The 18,480-nt window shown below is 47.8% G+C and carries 15 protein-coding genes; 6 read left to right on the forward strand and 9 right to left on the reverse strand.

What is annotated here, in order from left to right; translation table 11 throughout:
* From ACO6V5_RS06950 to gloB, 6 genes are all read right to left on the reverse strand, one after another.
* Positions 1-2,013, reverse strand: a complete 2,013-nt coding sequence (locus ACO6V5_RS06950; RefSeq protein ID WP_422408890.1) for an extracellular solute-binding protein — start codon at positions 2,011-2,013, stop codon at positions 1-3.
* A 277-nt stretch (positions 2,014-2,290) separates the two neighbouring features.
* Entirely contained in the window at positions 2,291-4,123 is a 1,833-nt protein-coding gene (locus ACO6V5_RS06955; protein WP_422408892.1) for an extracellular solute-binding protein, read from the reverse strand.
* The gene (locus ACO6V5_RS06960; protein ID WP_422441802.1) at positions 4,120-5,901 is read right to left on the reverse strand and encodes an extracellular solute-binding protein; all 1,782 of its coding nucleotides are present in this window, start codon (positions 5,899-5,901) and stop codon (positions 4,120-4,122) included. The genes ACO6V5_RS06955 and ACO6V5_RS06960 overlap by 4 nt, the downstream gene beginning before the upstream one ends.
* Positions 5,902-5,927: 26 nt before the next feature.
* On the reverse strand, positions 5,928-7,781 hold the full coding sequence (locus tag ACO6V5_RS06965) for an extracellular solute-binding protein (protein ID WP_422408896.1): 1,854 nt from the start codon (positions 7,779-7,781) through the stop codon (positions 5,928-5,930).
* 115 nt (positions 7,782-7,896) lie between these two features.
* A complete protein-coding gene (locus ACO6V5_RS06970; protein ID WP_422133745.1) occupies positions 7,897-9,510 on the reverse strand; it encodes a LysM peptidoglycan-binding domain-containing protein in 1,614 nt (537 codons plus the stop codon).
* 42 nt (positions 9,511-9,552) lie between these two features.
* Positions 9,553-10,335, reverse strand: a complete 783-nt coding sequence (gene gloB / locus ACO6V5_RS06975) for a hydroxyacylglutathione hydrolase (protein ID WP_422408898.1) — start codon at positions 10,333-10,335, stop codon at positions 9,553-9,555.
* A 233-nt stretch (positions 10,336-10,568) separates the two neighbouring features.
* On the opposite strand from gloB, the gene ACO6V5_RS06980 reads away from it, so the two are divergent.
* The 6 genes from ACO6V5_RS06980 (at position 10,569) to ACO6V5_RS07005 (ending at position 14,891) form a co-directional block, all read left to right on the forward strand.
* A complete protein-coding gene (locus ACO6V5_RS06980) occupies positions 10,569-11,342 on the forward strand; it encodes a hypothetical protein (protein WP_422133743.1) in 774 nt (257 codons plus the stop codon).
* Positions 11,339-11,791, forward strand: a complete 453-nt coding sequence (rnhA, locus tag ACO6V5_RS06985) for a ribonuclease HI (protein ID WP_422133742.1) — start codon at positions 11,339-11,341, stop codon at positions 11,789-11,791. The genes ACO6V5_RS06980 and rnhA overlap by 4 nt, the downstream gene beginning before the upstream one ends.
* Positions 11,788-12,471 (forward strand): DNA polymerase III subunit epsilon, encoded by a 684-nt coding sequence (gene dnaQ, locus ACO6V5_RS06990; protein WP_422133741.1) that lies wholly within the window; start codon positions 11,788-11,790, stop codon positions 12,469-12,471. The genes rnhA and dnaQ overlap by 4 nt, the downstream gene beginning before the upstream one ends.
* Before the next feature lie 60 nt (positions 12,472-12,531).
* On the forward strand, positions 12,532-13,311 hold the full coding sequence (nudC, locus tag ACO6V5_RS06995; RefSeq protein ID WP_422133740.1) for an NAD(+) diphosphatase: 780 nt from the start codon (positions 12,532-12,534) through the stop codon (positions 13,309-13,311).
* Positions 13,312-13,519: 208 nt separating this feature from the next.
* A complete protein-coding gene (sohB, locus tag ACO6V5_RS07000) occupies positions 13,520-14,551 on the forward strand; it encodes a protease SohB (RefSeq protein WP_422137945.1) in 1,032 nt (343 codons plus the stop codon).
* Between the two features lie 73 nt (positions 14,552-14,624).
* Positions 14,625-14,891 carry a hypothetical protein gene (locus ACO6V5_RS07005; RefSeq protein WP_422441801.1) on the forward strand — a complete coding sequence of 89 codons (267 nt, stop codon included), beginning with the start codon at positions 14,625-14,627 and terminating at the stop codon, positions 14,889-14,891.
* On the opposite strand, the gene ACO6V5_RS07010 is transcribed toward ACO6V5_RS07005, so the two are convergent.
* The 3 genes from ACO6V5_RS07010 to ACO6V5_RS07020 form a co-directional block, all read right to left on the reverse strand.
* The gene (locus ACO6V5_RS07010; RefSeq protein ID WP_422133737.1) at positions 14,853-16,022 is read right to left on the reverse strand and encodes a cation:proton antiporter; all 1,170 of its coding nucleotides are present in this window, start codon (positions 16,020-16,022) and stop codon (positions 14,853-14,855) included. The two genes, ACO6V5_RS07005 and ACO6V5_RS07010, sit on opposite strands and share 39 nt — an antisense overlap.
* Positions 16,023-16,181: 159 nt before the next feature.
* Positions 16,182-16,679 carry a DUF934 domain-containing protein gene (locus ACO6V5_RS07015; RefSeq protein WP_422133736.1) on the reverse strand — a complete coding sequence of 166 codons (498 nt, stop codon included), beginning with the start codon at positions 16,677-16,679 and terminating at the stop codon, positions 16,182-16,184.
* Positions 16,663-18,318, reverse strand: a complete 1,656-nt coding sequence (locus ACO6V5_RS07020; RefSeq protein ID WP_422408903.1) for a nitrite/sulfite reductase — start codon at positions 18,316-18,318, stop codon at positions 16,663-16,665. Before ACO6V5_RS07020 ends, ACO6V5_RS07015 begins: the two co-directional genes overlap by 17 nt.
* Positions 18,319-18,480: the final 162 nt, after the last annotated feature.

Genomic DNA, 18,480 nt, shown 5'->3' on the forward strand with positions numbered 1-18,480 from the left:
TCAGTTGCGACGTTTTGAACGACGGATGACCCATCCCAGAAACAGGATGACCAGTAGAATGCCGACAGGCCAAAGTGGTATGCCTTTATTTTCTTCATTTTTTTCTTCGCCATCGGCGGTCGCGTCTGAAGAAGCCCTGATGGTTGTCGGTTCTATCCACCAGGAGTCCAGGTCCAACTGATAAAGAGGTTCCTGATCAGGACGGCTGAGAGGGTGTTTAAGGGGCTTCCAGTAGGCAACCCGGTTACTGGCCAGATACCATTGGGGGATCATGTATTGATTCCAGAGCAGCACCCGATCCAGAGCCTTAACGGCGGCGACCAGATCCTCTCTGGAGTCGGCATTGATTAATTCCCTGATCAGGCCATCAACCACCGGGTTTTTAATCCCTATCAGGTTTCGACTGCCTGGCAGATCCGCTGATTCGCTGCCCCAGAAGTCCCGTTGCTCGTTTCCGGGCGAACTGGATTGGGGAATGCGACTGACCAGCATATCGAAGTCGAAGCTTCTGAGGCGGTTTATGTATTGTGAAATATCCACGATTCGCAGGTTGGCATCGATGCCCATGGCTTCAAGGTTTTTCTTCATTGGCAGGGCCACTTTCTCCATGCTTGAATCATACAGAAGAATTTCGAATTCAAAGGGCTTGCCGTTTTTCCGGAGCGAGCCATTTTCCAGTTTCCAGCCCGCCTGTTCCATCAGGGACAGAGCTTCGCTCAGCTGATTGCGGATTCTGCCACTGCCATCGGTGACGGGCAGTTTGAAGGGTTGGGTAAATAACTCGGCGGGGAGTTGATCTCGCCAGGGCTCAAGGTAGGCCAATTCTTTACCTTCAGGAATGCCGGTTGCTTCCATATCAGAGTTGGCAAAATAACTCTGTGTCCGGGTGTAACTGTTATAGAACAGATTCTTGTTAAGCCATTGGAAGTCCATGGCGTAATTCAACGCTTTTCGAACTCTGACGTCCTTGAAAATATCTCTGCGCAGGTTAAAGACAAACCCCTGCATACCCTGAGGGGCTTTGGTTGGGATGGATTCCTGAATCAGGTCACCTTTTTTAACTGCCGGAGTGTCATAGGCGGTGGCCCAGTTTCTGGCAATATTTTCAAAGCGGAGATCGTATTCCCCGGCTTTCAATGCTTGCAGTGATACGTTGGCATCCCGGTAATAGTCATAACGACGTTCATCAACGTTATAGCGACCTTTGTTGACCGGCAAATCCTTACCCCAGTAATCAGCAACTCGCTCGTAAACAATACTGCGACCCGGCTCGGCAGAGCGAATTTTGTATGGTCCGCTGCCCAGAGGGTGAGTCAGGTTGCCCTCTTCGAAGTTATTCGACTCTTTTTCCCAGAAGTGTTTTGGAAGAACCGGGAGTTGGGAAATGATCAGGGGAAGTTCAGGATTACGGTTGTGTTTGAAAACGAAGCGCACACTGCGTTTGGACAGGGCTTCAGCCTTGGCAATATCGCCGTAATATGCCCGGTAAAAAGGAGAACCTTTATCTCTGAGTAATTCAAAACTGTAAACAACATCGTCAGCCGTTATCGGTTGTCCGTCGTGAAACCGGGCTTTTGAATTGATATGGAAAGTGATACCACTGTTATCAGCAGCAGGCTCCGCATACTCAGCCACCAGGGCGTACATGGAGAAAGGTTCATCCGCACTGCTGGTCATCAGAGTATCGTAAATCAAGCCTAATCCAGCAGCGGGAGTCCCCTTGTCTATGTAGGGATTCAGGCTGTCAAAAGTCCCCATGCTGGCCATCCGCATTGTACCACCCTTGGGTGCATCGGGATTCACGTAGTCAAAATGTTTGAAATCTTTTGAGTATTTGCTGTCGCCGTAGAGCGAGAGGGAAGGGAGTTTATTAACTGCGTCCTCTGCTTTTACCGTTACAGGCATCACAGACAGGGAAAGCAAGAGGGTCGCAATGGGGAGGGACTGGAAAATCGTTGTCTTCAACGATCTTTTTATCATCACTGTATGATTCATGGTTAGCCTGGATCGCATTGTTATAACTTTTGCCTCAAAACTATAGTCGGCTCCCTGACTACAGGTATTGCTTCTTGCGGAGTTGTTCCGATTTCTGACAATATTGTAAACACCTATCAAACCTGACAGGCAAGGTCTAATTCATCATAAAAAGGTCATTAATACTTTTAGATGACGGTAAAAGTTGATCTGAAGCAATTAAAATACCTGTGTTGCTTCAGAATCAACACCTACAAACATGTAACCAGAGAGTTCCTGATTGTTAGTATCGCAATGTACCCTGTCTCCCAAGCGGTTAATCTACTTTCTTCAGTATTGAACCAGCATTAGCTCTGGCTGATGGTGGTTTATTCGTTTGATACCACCATGTACTCAGGTCAAGAGCATAAAGCGGCGTCGTCTCAGGATGCTTCAGAGTATCCCGGTACAGAACGTTCCAGGAAGGTGAGTACCAGAGAGGCAGTGAGTAGTGTCCCCACAGCAGAACTCTGTCCAGGGCATGAACCATTGAAAGCAGTTCTTTACGGCTGGTGGCTGATGGAATCAATTGAGCTATGTGATCGACCACCGGTGAATGAACACCCGACAGGTTTCTGGTTCCTGGTTGATCAACGGTTTCCGATCCCCAGAAGGATACCTGTTCGGTGCCTGGTGATGCAGTATGTCGATAGACATGCAGTACCAGTTCAAAATCCAGTTCACGGAGTCTGGCTACCATCTGGAGTGGGTCTATACGATGAACATTTAAGGTAATACCAAGACGACTCAGACCGTCCTTGATGGAAAGCAGAACTTTTTCATGTTCTTCAGTGGCTACCAGTGCGTTCAGGACCAGTGGTTCCCCCATGGCATTAACTTGTTGATTATCTTTTATTTCCCAGCCTGCCTGTTTTAATAACCTGAGTGCGCTTGCCATACTCAATCGGTCGCCCGATGCCAGTCGGCTATCAGGTACTTTGAAGGGTTCATGGAAGAGGGCTTCAGGCAGTTGTTGCTGAAAGGGGTTCAGCCATTTCAGTTCTTCAGGTGAGGGAATTCCACTGGCTGCTAGTTCAGAGCCTGCAAAAAAGCTTTCAGCAGGTCGATACATTCCAAAGAAAAGGTGGTCGTTGATCTGCCTGAAATCAAAAGCATATCCCAGACTTTCCCTGACTCTGGCATCTTTTAGAAAAGGTCGCCGGGTATTGTAGGCTAACGTCAGGGTTTGGGGGTTATGGTTCTTTATGACTTCTTGTACCAGACGATATTTTTTAATTCGGTTCTCGCTCAGCTGGGTATTCCAGATGGTTGGGTCTGTAATCAGTCTGAAGTCATATTGATTGCTGAACATCGCTTCTAACAGCACAGATTCGTTTCCGTAATATTCGAACAGCATGCGGTCAAAATTATACCGACCCCGGTTTACAGCCAGGTCTTGTGCCCAGTAATCTTCGTCTCTTTTATAACTGATGGATCGTCCGGGATTGATTTTATCGACTTGGTAAGGACCGCTGGTGACGGGGACTTCAAATCCGGAGGGCGGAAAATGTCTGTCTTTCCAGTAGTGTTCTGGAAGTATAGGCATTTGCCCCAGGATTAGAGGCAGCTCCCGGTTTTTGTTGTTTTTAAAGGTAAATAGTACCCTCATAGGCGCTGTGACTTCAGCTTTCTCGATATCATCATAGAAGTGGCGGTAGAACGTTGAGCCTTTCTCCCTCAGAAGATCAAACGAGAATTTCACATCACTGGCTGACACCTTATGGCCATCATTAAAGCGAGCTTTGGGATTAATATGATAGGCAACCCAGCGGTTATCAGGGTCCAATTCTATGAACTGGGCAATCAAACCGTATTTACTTAAAGGCTCGTCCCAGGATCTTTGCAGCAGGCTGTCGTAGAGCAAGTCGCTGCCAGCCGCAGCCGAACCGCGATCTACAAAAGGTGTAAGACTGTCAAACTGGCCGGTCACGGCCTGTCTGAATTCACCGCCTTTTGGTGCGTCCGGGTTGGCATAGTCAAAGTGTTCAAAACCCTTATGGTACTTTGGTTCACCATAGAGACTTATGGCATGCTTCAGAGGAATGTTTTCTGCTCCCCATACCAAAGAGGACGTTACTATCAAAAATATTCCCGCAACAAGGCGTTTCATTTTGGTTCTTTCTCCCACCAGATGCTGAGGTCCACAGAGCCGTAAAGACCTCCGTTGTCAGGATAGTTGTAGTGGCTTCTGTATGCTACCCGCCAGTAACGATGGTAGAGCTGGGGAATGGTGTAATGTTCCCAGAGCAGGATGCGATCCATAGCTCTGGTGGCGGTCTGCAACTGGTTGATGGATTCAGCCTTGATAATAGACTCAATCACGGCGTCAACCGCAGGGTGATTGACACCTGCGAGGTTCTGCGTGCCTTGTTGATTGGCAGTACTGCTGCTCCAGTATTCTCTTTGTTCGTTGCCAGGCACATCGGGCTGGTGGAAGGTTCTGAGCAGCATATCATAATCCTGATTGCGCACTCTTCGAATGTACTGAGAGACATCCAGCGAGGTGATCTGCATTTCAATGCCGAGCATTTCCAGATTACTTTTGAACGGTATAGCAACACGTTCCTGTTCTGGCACCGCCAGCATCAATTCGAACCTGAGTGGCTCACCGGTTTCCTTGTTGACCCTTTTGCCGTTTTTGAGTTCCCAGCCAGCCTGTTTCAGAAGTCTATTAGCATAACTGAGTTGTTTTCGGATATTGCCAGTGCCATCTGTTTGTACACCAGTCCAGGGTTGTTTAAACAGCTTCTCAGGAAGTATGTCCCGATAAGGTTCAAGCAGTTGGGCTTCAGCTCTATCGGGTATGCCTGAGTGGGCAAAATCCGAGTTGGCAAACAGGCTTTCGGGCGCTGAATAAATGCCATAAAGAAGATTGGCGTTGGTCCAGGCTACATCGTAACCCTGACTGATGGCTTCTCTGACCCGTTGATCGTTAAAAGGGTATTTTCGACTGTTAAAGATAAAGGACTGAACCTGAAAGCTCTTGCGAGGGTAATTTTTCTTGATGATTTTCCCGCTCTCCAGGTCCTTACCCTTATAGGCATAAGTCCAGTTTTTGGCCAGATTCTCTATCCGGATATCGTAGTGTCCACTGAGAAAAGCCTCGAGAGAGAGCGTGGAGTTCCTGAAATACTCCAGCCTGATCTGCTTAAAGTTATTCCGGCCAATATTCACAGGCAGCTTCTGAGCCCAGTAATCCTCATTTCGCTCAAGAAAAACGGTCTGGCCAAGCTCATAGTGTTTGATGCTGTAAGCCCCTGAGCTGACAGGAATGTGGATCTTAGTGTCAACATCTTCAGACTTTGTCCAGTAATTACTGTGAATTATGGGTAGCTGGGCCAGTCGAAAAGGCAGCTTTTTGTCTTCGGGGACATTCAGGGTCAGTTTTACCCGGTTTCCGGGTTCAACTTCTATTTGATTAACATCCTTCAACAGGAGCTTGAAGTTGGGGAAGTCGCCATTTTTATATTGAAAAAATGTATCCCTCACAGTTTCGGCAGTAATCGGGCTACCGTCGGCAAAACGGGCTTTCGGGTTAATAACGAAACGTACCCAGCGATTATCATCCGGGTATTCGATACGTTCGGCAATCATTGGATAAAGACTGCCGGGCTCATCCCGGCTGGCAAACATCAGGCTGTCGTAAATGTAGGCACCAACGGCAGCAGGTACACCTTTGGAACTAAAGAGATCAAAGGTATCGTAAGTGCCTAGAACCGCCAGTCTGACCTTACCCTGACGGGGAGCATCAGGATTGACATAGGAAAAGTGTTGAAAGTCGGCAGGATATTTGGGAGTGCCGATCAGGCTGATGGCATGACCTGTGCGATAGGATTCCTGAACACTGGCCAGTACAGAAGGATAAAACCAGGAAATGTTCAGCGCCATAAGAGTTCTTGCCCATCGTTTGATCGTCATTTTTTTCCTTGTTGTTGAAGGGCTTTAGAGGCTGGTTTCATCCACCATGAAGTGAGACGAATACCAAAGGGTGGAAAAGTGTCAGGAGGTTGCACATGCTGCCAATGAGCGATTCTTATAAAACGCCCCTGCCAATTGGGAATGAAGTAATATTCCCAGAGCAAGAGACGATTCAGAGCCTGCATAGCAGTATAAAGAGCCTCTGCGTTGTTGGCTGACAGCGCATGATCAATTAAGCCATCGACGGCCGGGTTATGAATCCCGGCCAGATTGCGGCTGCCTTCAGTGTCCGCAGACTCCGAGTGAAATAACCCTTTAAGGTCTTCGCCGGGAAGAAAAGGCACCGTCAGGGTTGTTTGAACCATATCAAAATCCCTTTGACGCAGTCTTCGCTGATATTGGCTCAGGTCTATGGCTCGAAAATCCATTTTGATTCCCACGCTGGCGAGGTTGACCGCAAAAGGAAGTATGTAACGATCAGCCAGTTTTGAGTAGTGAAGAAATGTAAAGTGAAAGGGTTCATTCCGGGCGCTTAATAATCGCCCCTGATGATAATGCCAGCCAGCCTCTTTCAGGAGTTTCAGGGCCTGTCTTCGCTGGCTTGTGATATTCCCATCGCCGTTTGTTTTTGGGAGTTCAAAAGGGTGGGAATAGAGCCCCGGTGGCACTATCGACTGAAAAGCTTCAAACAGTTCCAGCTCTTTCTCTGACGGGACCGCAGATGTATTATTCTCATGAGCGCCAAAGAAACCGGTGGTGCGGACATAGGCGTTATGGAAGAGGTTTGTTGAAGACCATTCCCAGTCGAATAACAGGCTGATAGCCTGCCTGACTCTTCGATCCTGAAACAGTGGGGATCTGAGATTAAAGACAAAGAACCTTCTGCCATAATGCATCTTGTCAGGAATGTTCAGTCTGGTCGCTTTACCTTGTTGCATGGCTGGAAAGACATAAGCTGTTTCCCAGTTTTTCGCCTCGCCTTCATAGTGGACATCGGTCTCCCCGTTCTTAAAAGCCTGAAAGCTGACATGACGGTCACGGTAGAAATTCAGAGTAACTTTATCAAAATTATAAAGCCCCTTATTAACGGGAAGATCTTCCCCCCAGTAGTCTGGCACTCGTTCAAAGACGATCGTTGACCCCGGATTGACCCTGGAAATCTTATAAGGACCACTGAGTAAGGGTGGGACCAGTGTGGTTTTTTCAAAATCACGATTCTGCCAGTAATGCTTTGGTAAGACAGGCAGCTCGCTGAGTTTAATTGGGAGCGCTTTAGAAGATGAGGGTTTCAGATAGAAGTGGATAATGTAGTGATCTTCGATTTGGATGCGTTCAACTTGCTCTAGTGTCAGTTTGAAGTTTGGGTGCCCGTGTTCCAGCAGTATTTGATAGGAAAACTCTACATCTTCCGTGGTAATGGGATGCTGGTCATGAAAACGGGCATTTGTTCTCAGCTTGAATGAGAGCTTATGTTTTTCCGTATCATAAGCTACCGCTTCGGCGATTAAACCATAGGCTGTATTTTTATGTTCCATGGAGGGGGCGTAAGGACCAGTGCCCACCATCAGGGGTTCGTTCAGCTCCAGAAAGCCAAACCTGAAAGTATTATTCGCCTGCGAGGGGGCTATTCCTCTGGCACTGTATGGATTCAGAGTATTAAAGGTTCCAAGGGCTGCTAATCGCAGATGACCACCTTTGGGCGCTGCGGGATTGACGTACCGGAAGTGTTTGAAATCTTTCTTATACAGAGGCTTGTCCATGATGGACAGATAATGTTGCCATTGCTCACCCGCAGCTATTGCGTGCATACCCTGCCAATAGAGCAGAAGAGAGAGCGTCAGTCGTTTCAATGATGCTTCCTGGTATTGTTAATCCGAATGAATATAGCATCGACAGGATAGGGGAGTGGTTTATAGAGAAAAATATCAGACCCGTTCAAAACCGGGTCTGAGCATTATGAATTTATCATTCGTAAGCGCGGGTCACATCAACATAGAGAGTCAATTGTTGACCAGGCTGCAGGTATTTGCTGTCAAAGGTATTCCAGGTTCTGATCTGGGCTACGGCGACATTGAACTTGTCAGCGATTCTGGACAGGGAGTCACCATTGCGAACCTTGTAATTGACCCTGCGAACAACACCGTCCTGGGGCGCATTGGTTTTGGTCCACACCACCAGTGTCTGTCCGATCCTGAGATTGTCTCTGGGTGACATACTGTTCCAGCGAGCCAGTTCCTGGACACCGGTATTGTACTTTTTGGCTATGCTCCAGAAGCTGTCTCCGGATTTAACAGAGTGATTCAGTTTGTGTCGTCCGGCACGCTGAGTGTTTTGCTTGGCAATACGGCGCTGCGGCGCTGTCAGGGCATACTCTTCCTTCTCTTTGACAGCGACGGGAATTAAAAGACTTTGACCAACCCGGATCAAGTCTGTTTCCATTTTGTTCGCTTCCTTGATGAGCCCGGGCTTGGTATTAAAAGTATTGGCAATCCTGATCAGGCTATCACCAGACTTCACTGAGTAGCGCTGCCATTGCATACGTTTTTCCGCCGGCAATTGAGCCAGTTCAGTCCGGAAGGATTCGGCTTTGGCAACAGGCACCAGAAGGTGGTGTGGACCAGAAGGAGGGGTGGACCAGCGATTAATCCCGGGATTCAGGCGATATAACTCATTCAGAGTAACGCCAGCCAAATTGGCCGCTTTGGCCATATCCAGCTGGCCACCGGTTTCAACCTTGGCAAAATGAGGTTTGTTAGGAATTGACTTTAGCTTGATACCGTATTTGGCCGGATCACGAACGATCTTGCCCAGGGCGATCAGCTTTGGAACATAGGCGGTGGTTTCTCTTGGCAGGTCAAGATGCCAGAAGCGGGTGGATTTACCCCGCCTTTCGTTCTTGTTGACCGCATTCATGACTCGCCCTGGCCCAGAGTTGAAAGCAGCCAGTGCTAATTCCCAGTCGTCAAACATTTCGTGCAGACTGACCATATAGTCCAGAGCTGCACGGGTGGCCTCAACCACATCACGACGACCGTCATACCACCAGTTCTGCTCCAGTCCGTAATGTTCTCCGGTAGCTGGCATGAATTGCCATAAGCCGGATGCCCCTGCATGGGAATAAGCAAATGGATCGAAGGCACTCTCTACTATGGGCATTAATGCCAGCTCCAGGGGGACGCCACGTTTCTCAGCTTCTATCAGGATGAAATAGAAATAGGGACTGGCGCGATCAGAAACGCGGTCAAAGTAGCCCTGGTTTTTCTTGTACCAGCGTAATTCTGCCAATACCCGGGGATGATTATTATCCAGGTCCATAGCGAGACCCCGACGAGTTCTATCCCACAGGTCGGTCAATGGTTTTTTGGCCAGTTGATCCTTAAGTGTTTTTTTGGCCGTTTTCCCTTTGGCAACTTTTTGCTCAACTTTGACTGGTGGAGTACCTGCCTGCTCTGGAGAATGACTCTGACAGCTTGTTAGAGTCATTATGAGTGTGGCGGCACTCAAGACTCGAATCAGGGGTTTAACTTCAGGTCCGGTATAGCGACCAGACGTTTGCTCTGTAATCAAAGGTTCAGACATAAAAACTATATTTATCTTGAAGGAACACAGGGGTTATCGTCATCAAAAGTGATCCTTCCAATGACGCAATGCTCCAAATACCTCTGAATCGTTTGACAGAGGGGCATTTGGGGCGTGCTCCTTAACAGCAGTAATGACACTATTCTGGTCAGTACGCATGAATGGATTAATGGTAAATTCCAGCTTGAGGCTAGAGGGCAGGCTTGGCCTGTTCTGCTCGCGAAGCCGGATGACTTTGTTGCGATACTCCTTAATAGAGTGGTTGTCGGGTTCAACGGTCTGGGCAAAGGCAAGATTTGCCAGAGTGTATTCGTGTGCACAATATACCCGGGTGTTTTCGGGTAGAGCGCGGAGTTTATTGAATGAGCTCTGCATTTGTTCAGCAGTCCCTTCAAACAGTCGGCCACAGCCGGCTGAAAAGAGGGTGTCGCCACAGAATAGAATGGGATCATCCTGATCAGGATTAGCGAAATAGGCAATATGATCGAGCGTGTGTCCCGGTGTTTTCAAAATACTGAATTCAGTACCGAGCACTGCCAGTGTCTCTGTGCCATCCAGGGTGTGGGTAATGCCAGAAATTGCCGAATTATCAGGGCCATAGACTGGAATGCTACGGTTTTTTGTTAACGTTTCTATGCCGTTTGTATGATCCCAGTGATGATGGGTAATCAAAATGCCCGACAATTCCAGATCAAGTCTATCCAGTGCTTTCTCGACCACGCTAGCGTCACCCGGATCAACGACCAGACTTTGTTGACTGCAATCTTCAGAGAGCAGCCAGATGTAGTTATCTTGAAAAGCCGGGATAGCTTGAATGCGGATCATAGGACATTCTGTCGGATAATGGTCAATAACATTCTAATGCCTGTAATGGACAAAAAACCATTTTTACAAATTTTGCGTGTAAAGTCTGTACTATTTTCTTTACGATTGTCATAGGGGATGACACCGATGCTGGTTGAATCCTGCCGTGCCCGATAAGATGTGTATTTGAGCAGGACAACAATCTGGCTCGAGGTTTTTGCTGATTTCACTGCAGCATACACGGAAAAAGCCTGATGCAATGGTTTAAAAAAACGACCAGACCTGAAATGCCTCAAAAATTGCAGGCCCTGCAGGGTTGGATGCAATCCGGTGCAGGAGAGTTTGTCCTTGAGACAGAACGCTGTCACATAGAACATGAGTTAAAGTATATCTTTGGTTATCATGCTGTTGAATTATCGGTATCTCCGACTGCGGCTCTGTTGTCAGAGTCCCAGGTAAGTCGAAACTTTCAGTTTCACCCCTTAAACTCTGAGCCGACGTCTTCGTTGTTGCTTGATCCTTATCACTGGCCGATAGCTCCGGGCAGCCTTGACCTGGTCCTGCTGCATCATATGGTAGAAGTGTCTGATCGCCCGCACCGACTTCTCAGCGAAGCGGGGCATACCATCATCCCCGGAGGGAAGATGATGGTAGTCGGTTTTAACCCTCTGAGTCTCTGCAACATCAAGCGTATGATACTTCCGGGTTATCGAAGGTTGTTCAGTGGTGTCCAGTTCATTAGTCCAAGTCGGATGAAGGACTGGTTAACCTTGCTGGGGTTCAGTGTTGAGAAAGTGATTCATGGTGCCTACCTGTTCCCTTCTACCCACTCAGCCATGGGCTTGAAGTCGGAATTGATTGAACAACGCTGTCGTAGTTGGATGCTGCCTTTTGGCAGTTTTTACATCATAGTTGCCACCCGGGAAGTGGCAGGCATGACACCCATCAAGCCTGTCTGGTCCTCTGTGGGGCAATCCCTGGTCGGAAAACCGATTACAGGGTCCAGTCGATTGGGAGATAATCGTTGAGCAAGCTCGTTGAGCTTTTTACAGATGGTGCCTGTAAAGGAAACCCCGGCCCCGGTGGTTGGGGTGTCATTCTGCGTTACGGTACTGCTGAAAAAGGATTGTATGGTGGCGAGAAGGAAACCACCAATAACCGCATGGAATTGATGGCCGCCATTGTCGGATTGGAAACATTAACCCGGGCCTGCGAGGTGCGTGTCACAACCGATTCCCAATATGTACGCAAGGGTATTACAGAGTGGTTGTCCGGCTGGAAACGCAAAGGCTGGAAAACAGCGGCGGGTAAACCTGTAAAAAACCAAGATTTATGGGAACGGCTTGATGCCCAGAATACTCATCATAAGATTGAGTGGTGCTGGGTAAAAGGGCATGCCGGACACCGGGAAAATGAAATGGCGGATGAACTCGCCTGTCGTGGTGCTCAAGAGATTATTGAAGGTAAGAAGCAATGAACCGCCAGATCATAATGGATACGGAAACCACCGGGATAGACCCTTCGCAGGGCCACAGGATTGTCGAAATCGGTTGTGTGGAGATGATTGACCGTAAGCTGACGGGTAATACTTATCATGTCTACATCAATCCTGAGCGGCATATGGATGATGAGGTTATCCAGGTGCATGGTATTACCAACGAATTTGTTCAGGACAAACCACTCTTTGCTGCAGTGGCCAAAGATTTTCTGGATTTTATCAAAGATGCCGAGCTGATTGCGCATAATGCCCCCTTTGATATTAACTTTCTCAACCATGAGCTAAAGTGGCTGGATCCCGCCTTTGGGCAGGTTGAGGACTACAGTAAAATTACCGACTCTCTGGCTATAGCCAGAAAGAAGCACCCTGGTCAGAAAAATAACCTGGATGCACTTTGCAAACGTTATTTTATCGATAACTCGGCTCGTACCTTCCATGGTGCGCTCCTTGACTCTGAGATATTGGCTGAAGTCTACCTTGCCATGACGGGTGGTCAGACTTCTCTGCTTCTGGGAGGAACCGGAGAGGGGACTGATGATGTAACGGTTATCAGACGTCTACCTTTGGACAGACCCGCCTTGAAAATCATCAAACCGACCGATGCTGAATTACAGTTGCATCAGGAAAAACTGGAAAAGATAGGCCAGCAGAATTGGTAATTGCTACCAGTTTGCAATGACCGACTGACCATTAACTCATCATCGAAAGCAGTGACATACATGCACCAATACCAACCTGCAAACGGCTGGACCCCGGAAGGGGGTAATGCTGATCGTTATCTAATTCTGTCTGGTCATGACATCCTGATGAATTCCGAGGGGGAGTTCCTCTGGGAGAAACACCCCTGGATGGATGACCACGAATCAATCAGAACTGGAAATCTGGACGAATATTCGGTGTCGGTCATAAAAACAGACCGAATTCCTGAAGAGGGGAGTGCTGTTAATGCCCGACAATATATGGCGATGCAACCTGAATCGATGGTGGCGTTATACAGTCATGCCGCTCAAATCCTGAGATCCAGAAAAGACCACCAATTCTGTGGCCGCTGTGGTAGTCCATGCAGGTCAAGCGAAGGGGATTGGTCAATGGTTTGTTCAGCCTGTGAGATGACTTACTATCCAAGGATATCTCCGTGCATCATAGTTCTTGTTCATAAAGGGGATGAAGTACTGCTTGTTCAACATCAGCGACATTTGCGTGATACAACAATGCATACAGTCATCGCGGGCTTTGTCGAGCCGGGTGAGAGTGCTGAGGAAGCAGTTATAAGAGAGATCAGGGAGGAAGTGGGTCTGGAGGTCGGTGAAATAAAGTACCAACTCAGTCAGAGCTGGCCCTTTCCCCATGCCTTGATGCTGGGCTATCACGCTGAATATAAATCAGGTGAGATCAGGCTTGAAGAGGAAGAGCTGGTGAGTGCTGAATGGTTCCGTAGAGATGATCTGCCGGATATACCCCCTAAATTCACAATATCCAGGATGTTGATAGATATTTGATATTATACAATCATATTTTTTATTGCTTTCGAAATGTTTAGCTCCGTGCAATTTCTTAGCACAGAAAAAATACGGAACAGAGGGTCATCAAACCGACTGCCTCCATGGGGAAACGGTACATTATCATCCGCAAAACGACGGACTTTTCACATTCTCTTTTTCAGGTATCCTTAAGCACTCATATTGAAATGAATTATTGGAGGCTCTCTTGGAGTATCTGGCGGAATACGGCTTATTCCTTGCCAAAGTGGTCACATTTGTTGTGGCACTGCTGATCATCATTGTTGCGGCAGCTGCAATGGGACAAAAATCCAAAAAGATCAGTAAAGGGCATCTTGAAATCAAGAAACTGAATGAACACTATCAGCATCTGAAGGATGATCTTCAGCATGCGACGCTCGACAAGGAAAGGCTGAAGCAGCTGGCAAAGGAAAAAAAGAAAGCCGACAAGGAAAAGAAAAAGGATAAAGAAAAGCAAGTAAAACCACGTCTGTATGTCCTTGATTTTCACGGCGATATGAAAGCTTCTGCAGTCAAGTCTCTTCGTGAAGAGATCACTGCAGTACTGTCTGTTATCACAGACAAGGATGAAGTACTTCTGAAGCTGGAAAGTGCGGGAGGTATGGTACATGCCTATGGTCTTGCAGCTTCCCAGCTACAACGTATTAGGGATCGTGGTATTAATTTCACTATTGCAGTCGATAAAGTGGCTGCCAGTGGCGGTTATATGATGGCCTGTACGGCTAATCAGATTGTTGCTGCGCCTTTTGCCGTGATTGGTTCCATAGGTGTGATGGCTCAGCTGCCCAATATCAATAAATTGCTTAAAAAGCATGATGTTGATATTGAACTGCACACTGCCGGTGAATTTAAACGCACTCTGACGGTTCTTGGCGAAAACACTGAAAAGGGGCGTGATAAGTTCAAGCAGGATATCCAGGACACTCATGAGCTGTTCAAAGAGTTTATCAAGGAGGAACGTGAGCAGGTCAACGTAGAAGAGGTCGCTACCGGTGAAATCTGGTATGGCCGTCAGGCGATTGAGAAAAACCTGATTGATCTGGTCATGACCAGTGATGAGTATATCTATAGCAGGGTAGACTCCTCAGACATTATTCAGGTCAGTTATGAAGTGAAGAAAGGAATGGCCAGTAAACTGGGCTTGGCTGCTGAAACGACTCTGGACAATGCCTTCGGAAAAATCTGGGAAAGATTGTCTCAGGGTCGATACTTTTCTTAACTGCTCCAAGTGATATCTGGATAGTTCCCACGCTCTGAGAGTGTCGCAAAACCCTCTCCAGCGAGGGAACGAGTTGACTCCCGTCATTCCCGACTTCATTCTCGTCATTCCCGCGAAGGCGGGAATCCACACAGACTCACCACCAGAACCATACTGCCCGATGCCCCCTTGGCCTTGTCATCCCCGAGAAGGCATAGATCCACCGTTGGCGCTGGATTCCCGCCTTCGCGGGAATGACGACCTCAGAGCATGGGAACGAGTTGTAGTGTTATCTGGATGGGAGAACCCCGTATTGTGCGGTTTAGTCTCTTCTCAGCTTTTCCGATACCGCTATGGGTGATTCATAGTTAAACACCACCACGTAGGAAGAGATGATCAATGTTAATATGGCAGTTGCCTGGACGACGTGAGCTGCGATCTCTCCCATCAACATCTGTCCCGCTGCCAGTACTGCAATCAGAATAGAAAACTCACTGGTCTGGCCCAATCTGAAACCGACTTCCCATGCCGTTGATTTGTTCTCATTGGCACTCAGTAAGATACCAAATGTGGCAGGTTTCAGAAGCAGACAAATAACGGTCATGATAACCGCAGGCAGCCACACTTCTCCGAACAAATTGAGGTTAAAGCTGGCACCGATTGAGAAGAAGAACAGAACCAGGAAAAAATCCCGCAAAGGCTTGAGATTAATGGCTATGTACTGAGAAATCGGGCTGGTAGCAATGCTGACCCCGGCAATAAAGGCACCAATTTCATAGGAAAGATTCAAGGCATGGGCCAGTTCAGCGAAGCCAAGACACCAGCCAATGGCTAAGAGGAACATGTATTCATGAAACCGGTCGAAGCGTGCCATCAATGGCAGCAGAGCATAACGAACAGCCAAAAAAGCCGCAGCTATGATCATAGGAAGTGCGGCGAGAGCCATCAGAACATCCATTTTACTGTTGGCAAATCCACCATCAAAGTTGTACAGCAGCAGGAGAACCAGAATCGCCAGCAGATCCTGCAAAAGCAGCAGACTGACAAGAATTTCGCCGGTATGTTTGTGATGCAGTACCGTGGTTGGCAATAATTTGATACCAATAATGGTACTGGAGAACATCATTGTCGCACCGGTTATGACGGCTTCTTTTTGGCTGAAACCAAATGCCAGTCCCAGTCCATAACCGGTTAGTGCAAATATGATCGAACTGATTAATCCTACCGTAGCTGTTTTCTTGAGCAGATGACCAAGGTGAGCGGGCTGCATATCCAGTCCGAGCAAAAACAGCAGGAATATAATTCCGACGTGGGCAATATCATTTAAAAGCCCGGTATCCGTAACCATTTCCATGCCATAGGGGCCCAGAAAGGCACCCAGTACGATGTAGGCGACCAGGAGAGGTTGACGGGTAAACAGCGCAGCAGTAGCGAGTATTGCAGCACCACTGAAGATAAGGAAGAAAGAGAAGAGCAGGGAACCACTTTCCATTAGACTCGCCAGATAAATGATTGTTTATAAAAGGGCTATTCCAGCCCGCATTTTGCTTGAAGCTAAAAGGCCAAGTATATACCCAAGGCTGTGAGTCCGGTAAACAAGAGAAGGGTAGGGCCGCTGACAGCAGCCCTTAACAAGTTGGATCTGGCTCTTCTAAGATGCCTGTCTTTTTCTGTAGAGAGGTTCAGGATCATCAGTGCTTCCCTGATACCTTAGGGTAAAAGTGTCCAATGCCTTGATAGCATCTTCTGCTTTCTGGTCTTCTCTGAGGTAATAACTTGAAAAGCCACACCGCTGCAACATGAAAATCTGATCGATAAGCACGTCACCCACGGCTCTGATATCTCCTTTGTAATGATAACGGTCCCTGAGGATGCGGCACAGGGAGTAGCCTCTACCATCAATAAACTTGGGAAAATTAATGGTAATCAGGTCGAAGCTGGACAGTATGTCAGCATAATTTTCAACTTCGTCATCACTATCAAGGAACAAGCCGGTTGGTTGCTGCTTTTGTTCAAGCAGTTTCTTATATTGATCGAGTTCCTTAGCTGGAATCAGCAGTGTCCCTGCAAATACCTGATCTGCAGATTCTGAATCCAGAATCCGGTAATCATCCTCAAAAACTTCGCTATTTTTAAGCAGCCTGGGCATACACACGCTCCTTGAAAGGGGTTATGCCAATGCGCTGGCAGGTATCGATAAACAGTTCATCTTCATGACGCTGCTCTATGTAAACACTGAGGATCTTCTCCAGCACGTCAGGAATTTCTTCACGCTTGAATGAAGGTCCAATAATCTTGCCCAGGGCAGCTTCTTTTGAAGCAGAGCCACCGACCTGAACCTGATAATATTCAATGCCTTTTCTGTCGACACCCAGAATACCTATATGACCCACATGGTGATGGGCACAGGCATTCATGCAACCTGAAATGTTCAGGTCCAGCTCACCGACGTCATGCAGATAGTCAATATCGTCGAACTTGCGCTGAATTTCCTCTGCCAGAGGAATAGATCGAGCATTGGCCAGTGCACAGAAATCACCACCCGGGCAGCAGATCACATCGGTTAACAGGCCACGATTGGCCGTCCCCAAGCCAACAGCTGACAATTTTTCCCAAAGTTCAATCAGTGCCGTTTGTTCCACGTCAGCGAATATCAGATTCTGCTCGTGGCTAACTCTGAGCTCTCCCAGGCTGTAATGATCGGCAAGATCAGCAATAACATCCAGCTGTTCTGCAGATACATCACCAGGAGCATCCCCGGTAGCTTTCAAAGTCAGGGTGACGGCACAGTAACCTGGTTTCTTATGGGGAAACACATTCTGTTTCAGCCAGGAATGGAAACCTGTCGGCGCTTTCAAAGCCAGATCATTAAAGTCCTGATCCACCAGTCCCTTGTATTCTGGATCAACAAAGTGCTGGCTGACACGCTTTATCTCAGCTTCAGGCAGAAGGGATGCGGAATCTTTGATCTGCTCCCATTCTGATTCCACTTTCTCTGTGAACACTTCAGGTGTCATGGCTTTTACAAGAATCTTGATGCGCGCCTTGTATTTGTTGTCACGACGGCCATAGCGGTTGTAAACCCTCAGAATGGCATCCAGATAGGTCAATAAATGTTCAGGCTCTATGGACTCTCTGATGACACTGGCGACCATGGGAGTTCGTCCCAGTCCACCACCGGCCAGTATCTTGAATCGCACATTGCCGCTCTCATTTCGAAAGGCATGGACGCCAATGTCATGAACCATGGTAGCTGCACGATCTTCTTCAGAACCACAAACGGCGATTTTGAATTTACGGGGCAAAAAGGCAAATTCCGGGTGGAATGTTGACCATTGACGGATGATTTCAGACCAGGGTCTTGGGTCTACAATTTCATCTCGTGCAATACCGGCAAACTGATCAGTCGTCGTGTTACGAATGCAGGCACCACTGGTCTGCACAGCATGCATCTCAACTTCCGCAAGATCAGCCAGGATATCAGGAACCTGCTCAAGCAGAGGCCAGTTCAACTGTACGTTCTGGCGGGTAGTGAAGTGCACATAGCCCTTATCATATTTGCGCGAAATTTCAGAAAGTCTTCTAACCTGGCGGGTATTCAACATGCCGTACGGGATTGCGATCCGCAGCATGGGAGCAAAACGCTGAATATAGAGGCCATTCTGCAGACGCAGGGGTAAAAACTCGTCCTCTGCGATCTCACCGGCGAGGTAACGTCGAGTCTGCTCTCTGAACTGACTCACTCTTTCGTCGACGATGCGTTGATCGTACTCATCGTATTTATACATGGGAATAATTTTTCTAAATGGGTTGGCGAGCTATCCAGAGGCCTGACTATAAGTACTCAACCATACGAAATCATATTTTCTGACTTATTGTTCAGGCACTCTGACTGCGTTGCAACTCTGGTCACATAGCTTGCTATGTTCCCGTCGTTGCGCCTTGCAGAG

Source organism: Endozoicomonas sp. ALD068, assembly GCF_049310145.1.
Lineage (GTDB): Bacteria > Pseudomonadota > Gammaproteobacteria > Pseudomonadales > Endozoicomonadaceae > Endozoicomonas_A.

Bases quoted from the DNA above. Each gene is read 5' to 3' on its own strand.
- ACO6V5_RS06950 (WP_422408890.1), bottom strand. From the start codon at position 2,013: ATGCGATCCAGGCTAACCATGAATCATACAGTGATGATAAAAAGATCG.
- ACO6V5_RS06955 (WP_422408892.1), bottom strand. From the start codon at position 4,123: ATGAAACGCCTTGTTGCGGGAATATTTTTGATAGTAACGTCCTCTTTG.
- ACO6V5_RS06960 (WP_422441802.1), bottom strand. From the start codon at position 5,901: ATGGCGCTGAACATTTCCTGGTTTTATCCTTCTGTACTGGCCAGTGTT.
- ACO6V5_RS06970 (WP_422133745.1), bottom strand. From the start codon at position 9,510: ATGTCTGAACCTTTGATTACAGAGCAAACGTCTGGTCGCTATACCGGA.
- gloB (WP_422408898.1), bottom strand. From the start codon at position 10,335: ATGATCCGCATTCAAGCTATCCCGGCTTTTCAAGATAACTACATCTGG.
- ACO6V5_RS06980 (WP_422133743.1), top strand. From the start codon at position 10,569: ATGCAATGGTTTAAAAAAACGACCAGACCTGAAATGCCTCAAAAATTG.
- dnaQ (WP_422133741.1), top strand. From the start codon at position 11,788: ATGAACCGCCAGATCATAATGGATACGGAAACCACCGGGATAGACCCT.
- nudC (WP_422133740.1), top strand. From the start codon at position 12,532: ATGCACCAATACCAACCTGCAAACGGCTGGACCCCGGAAGGGGGTAAT.
- ACO6V5_RS07010 (WP_422133737.1), bottom strand. From the start codon at position 16,022: ATGGAAAGTGGTTCCCTGCTCTTCTCTTTCTTCCTTATCTTCAGTGGT.
- ACO6V5_RS07015 (WP_422133736.1), bottom strand. From the start codon at position 16,679: ATGCCCAGGCTGCTTAAAAATAGCGAAGTTTTTGAGGATGATTACCGG.
- ACO6V5_RS07020 (WP_422408903.1), bottom strand. From the start codon at position 18,318: ATGTATAAATACGATGAGTACGATCAACGCATCGTCGACGAAAGAGTG.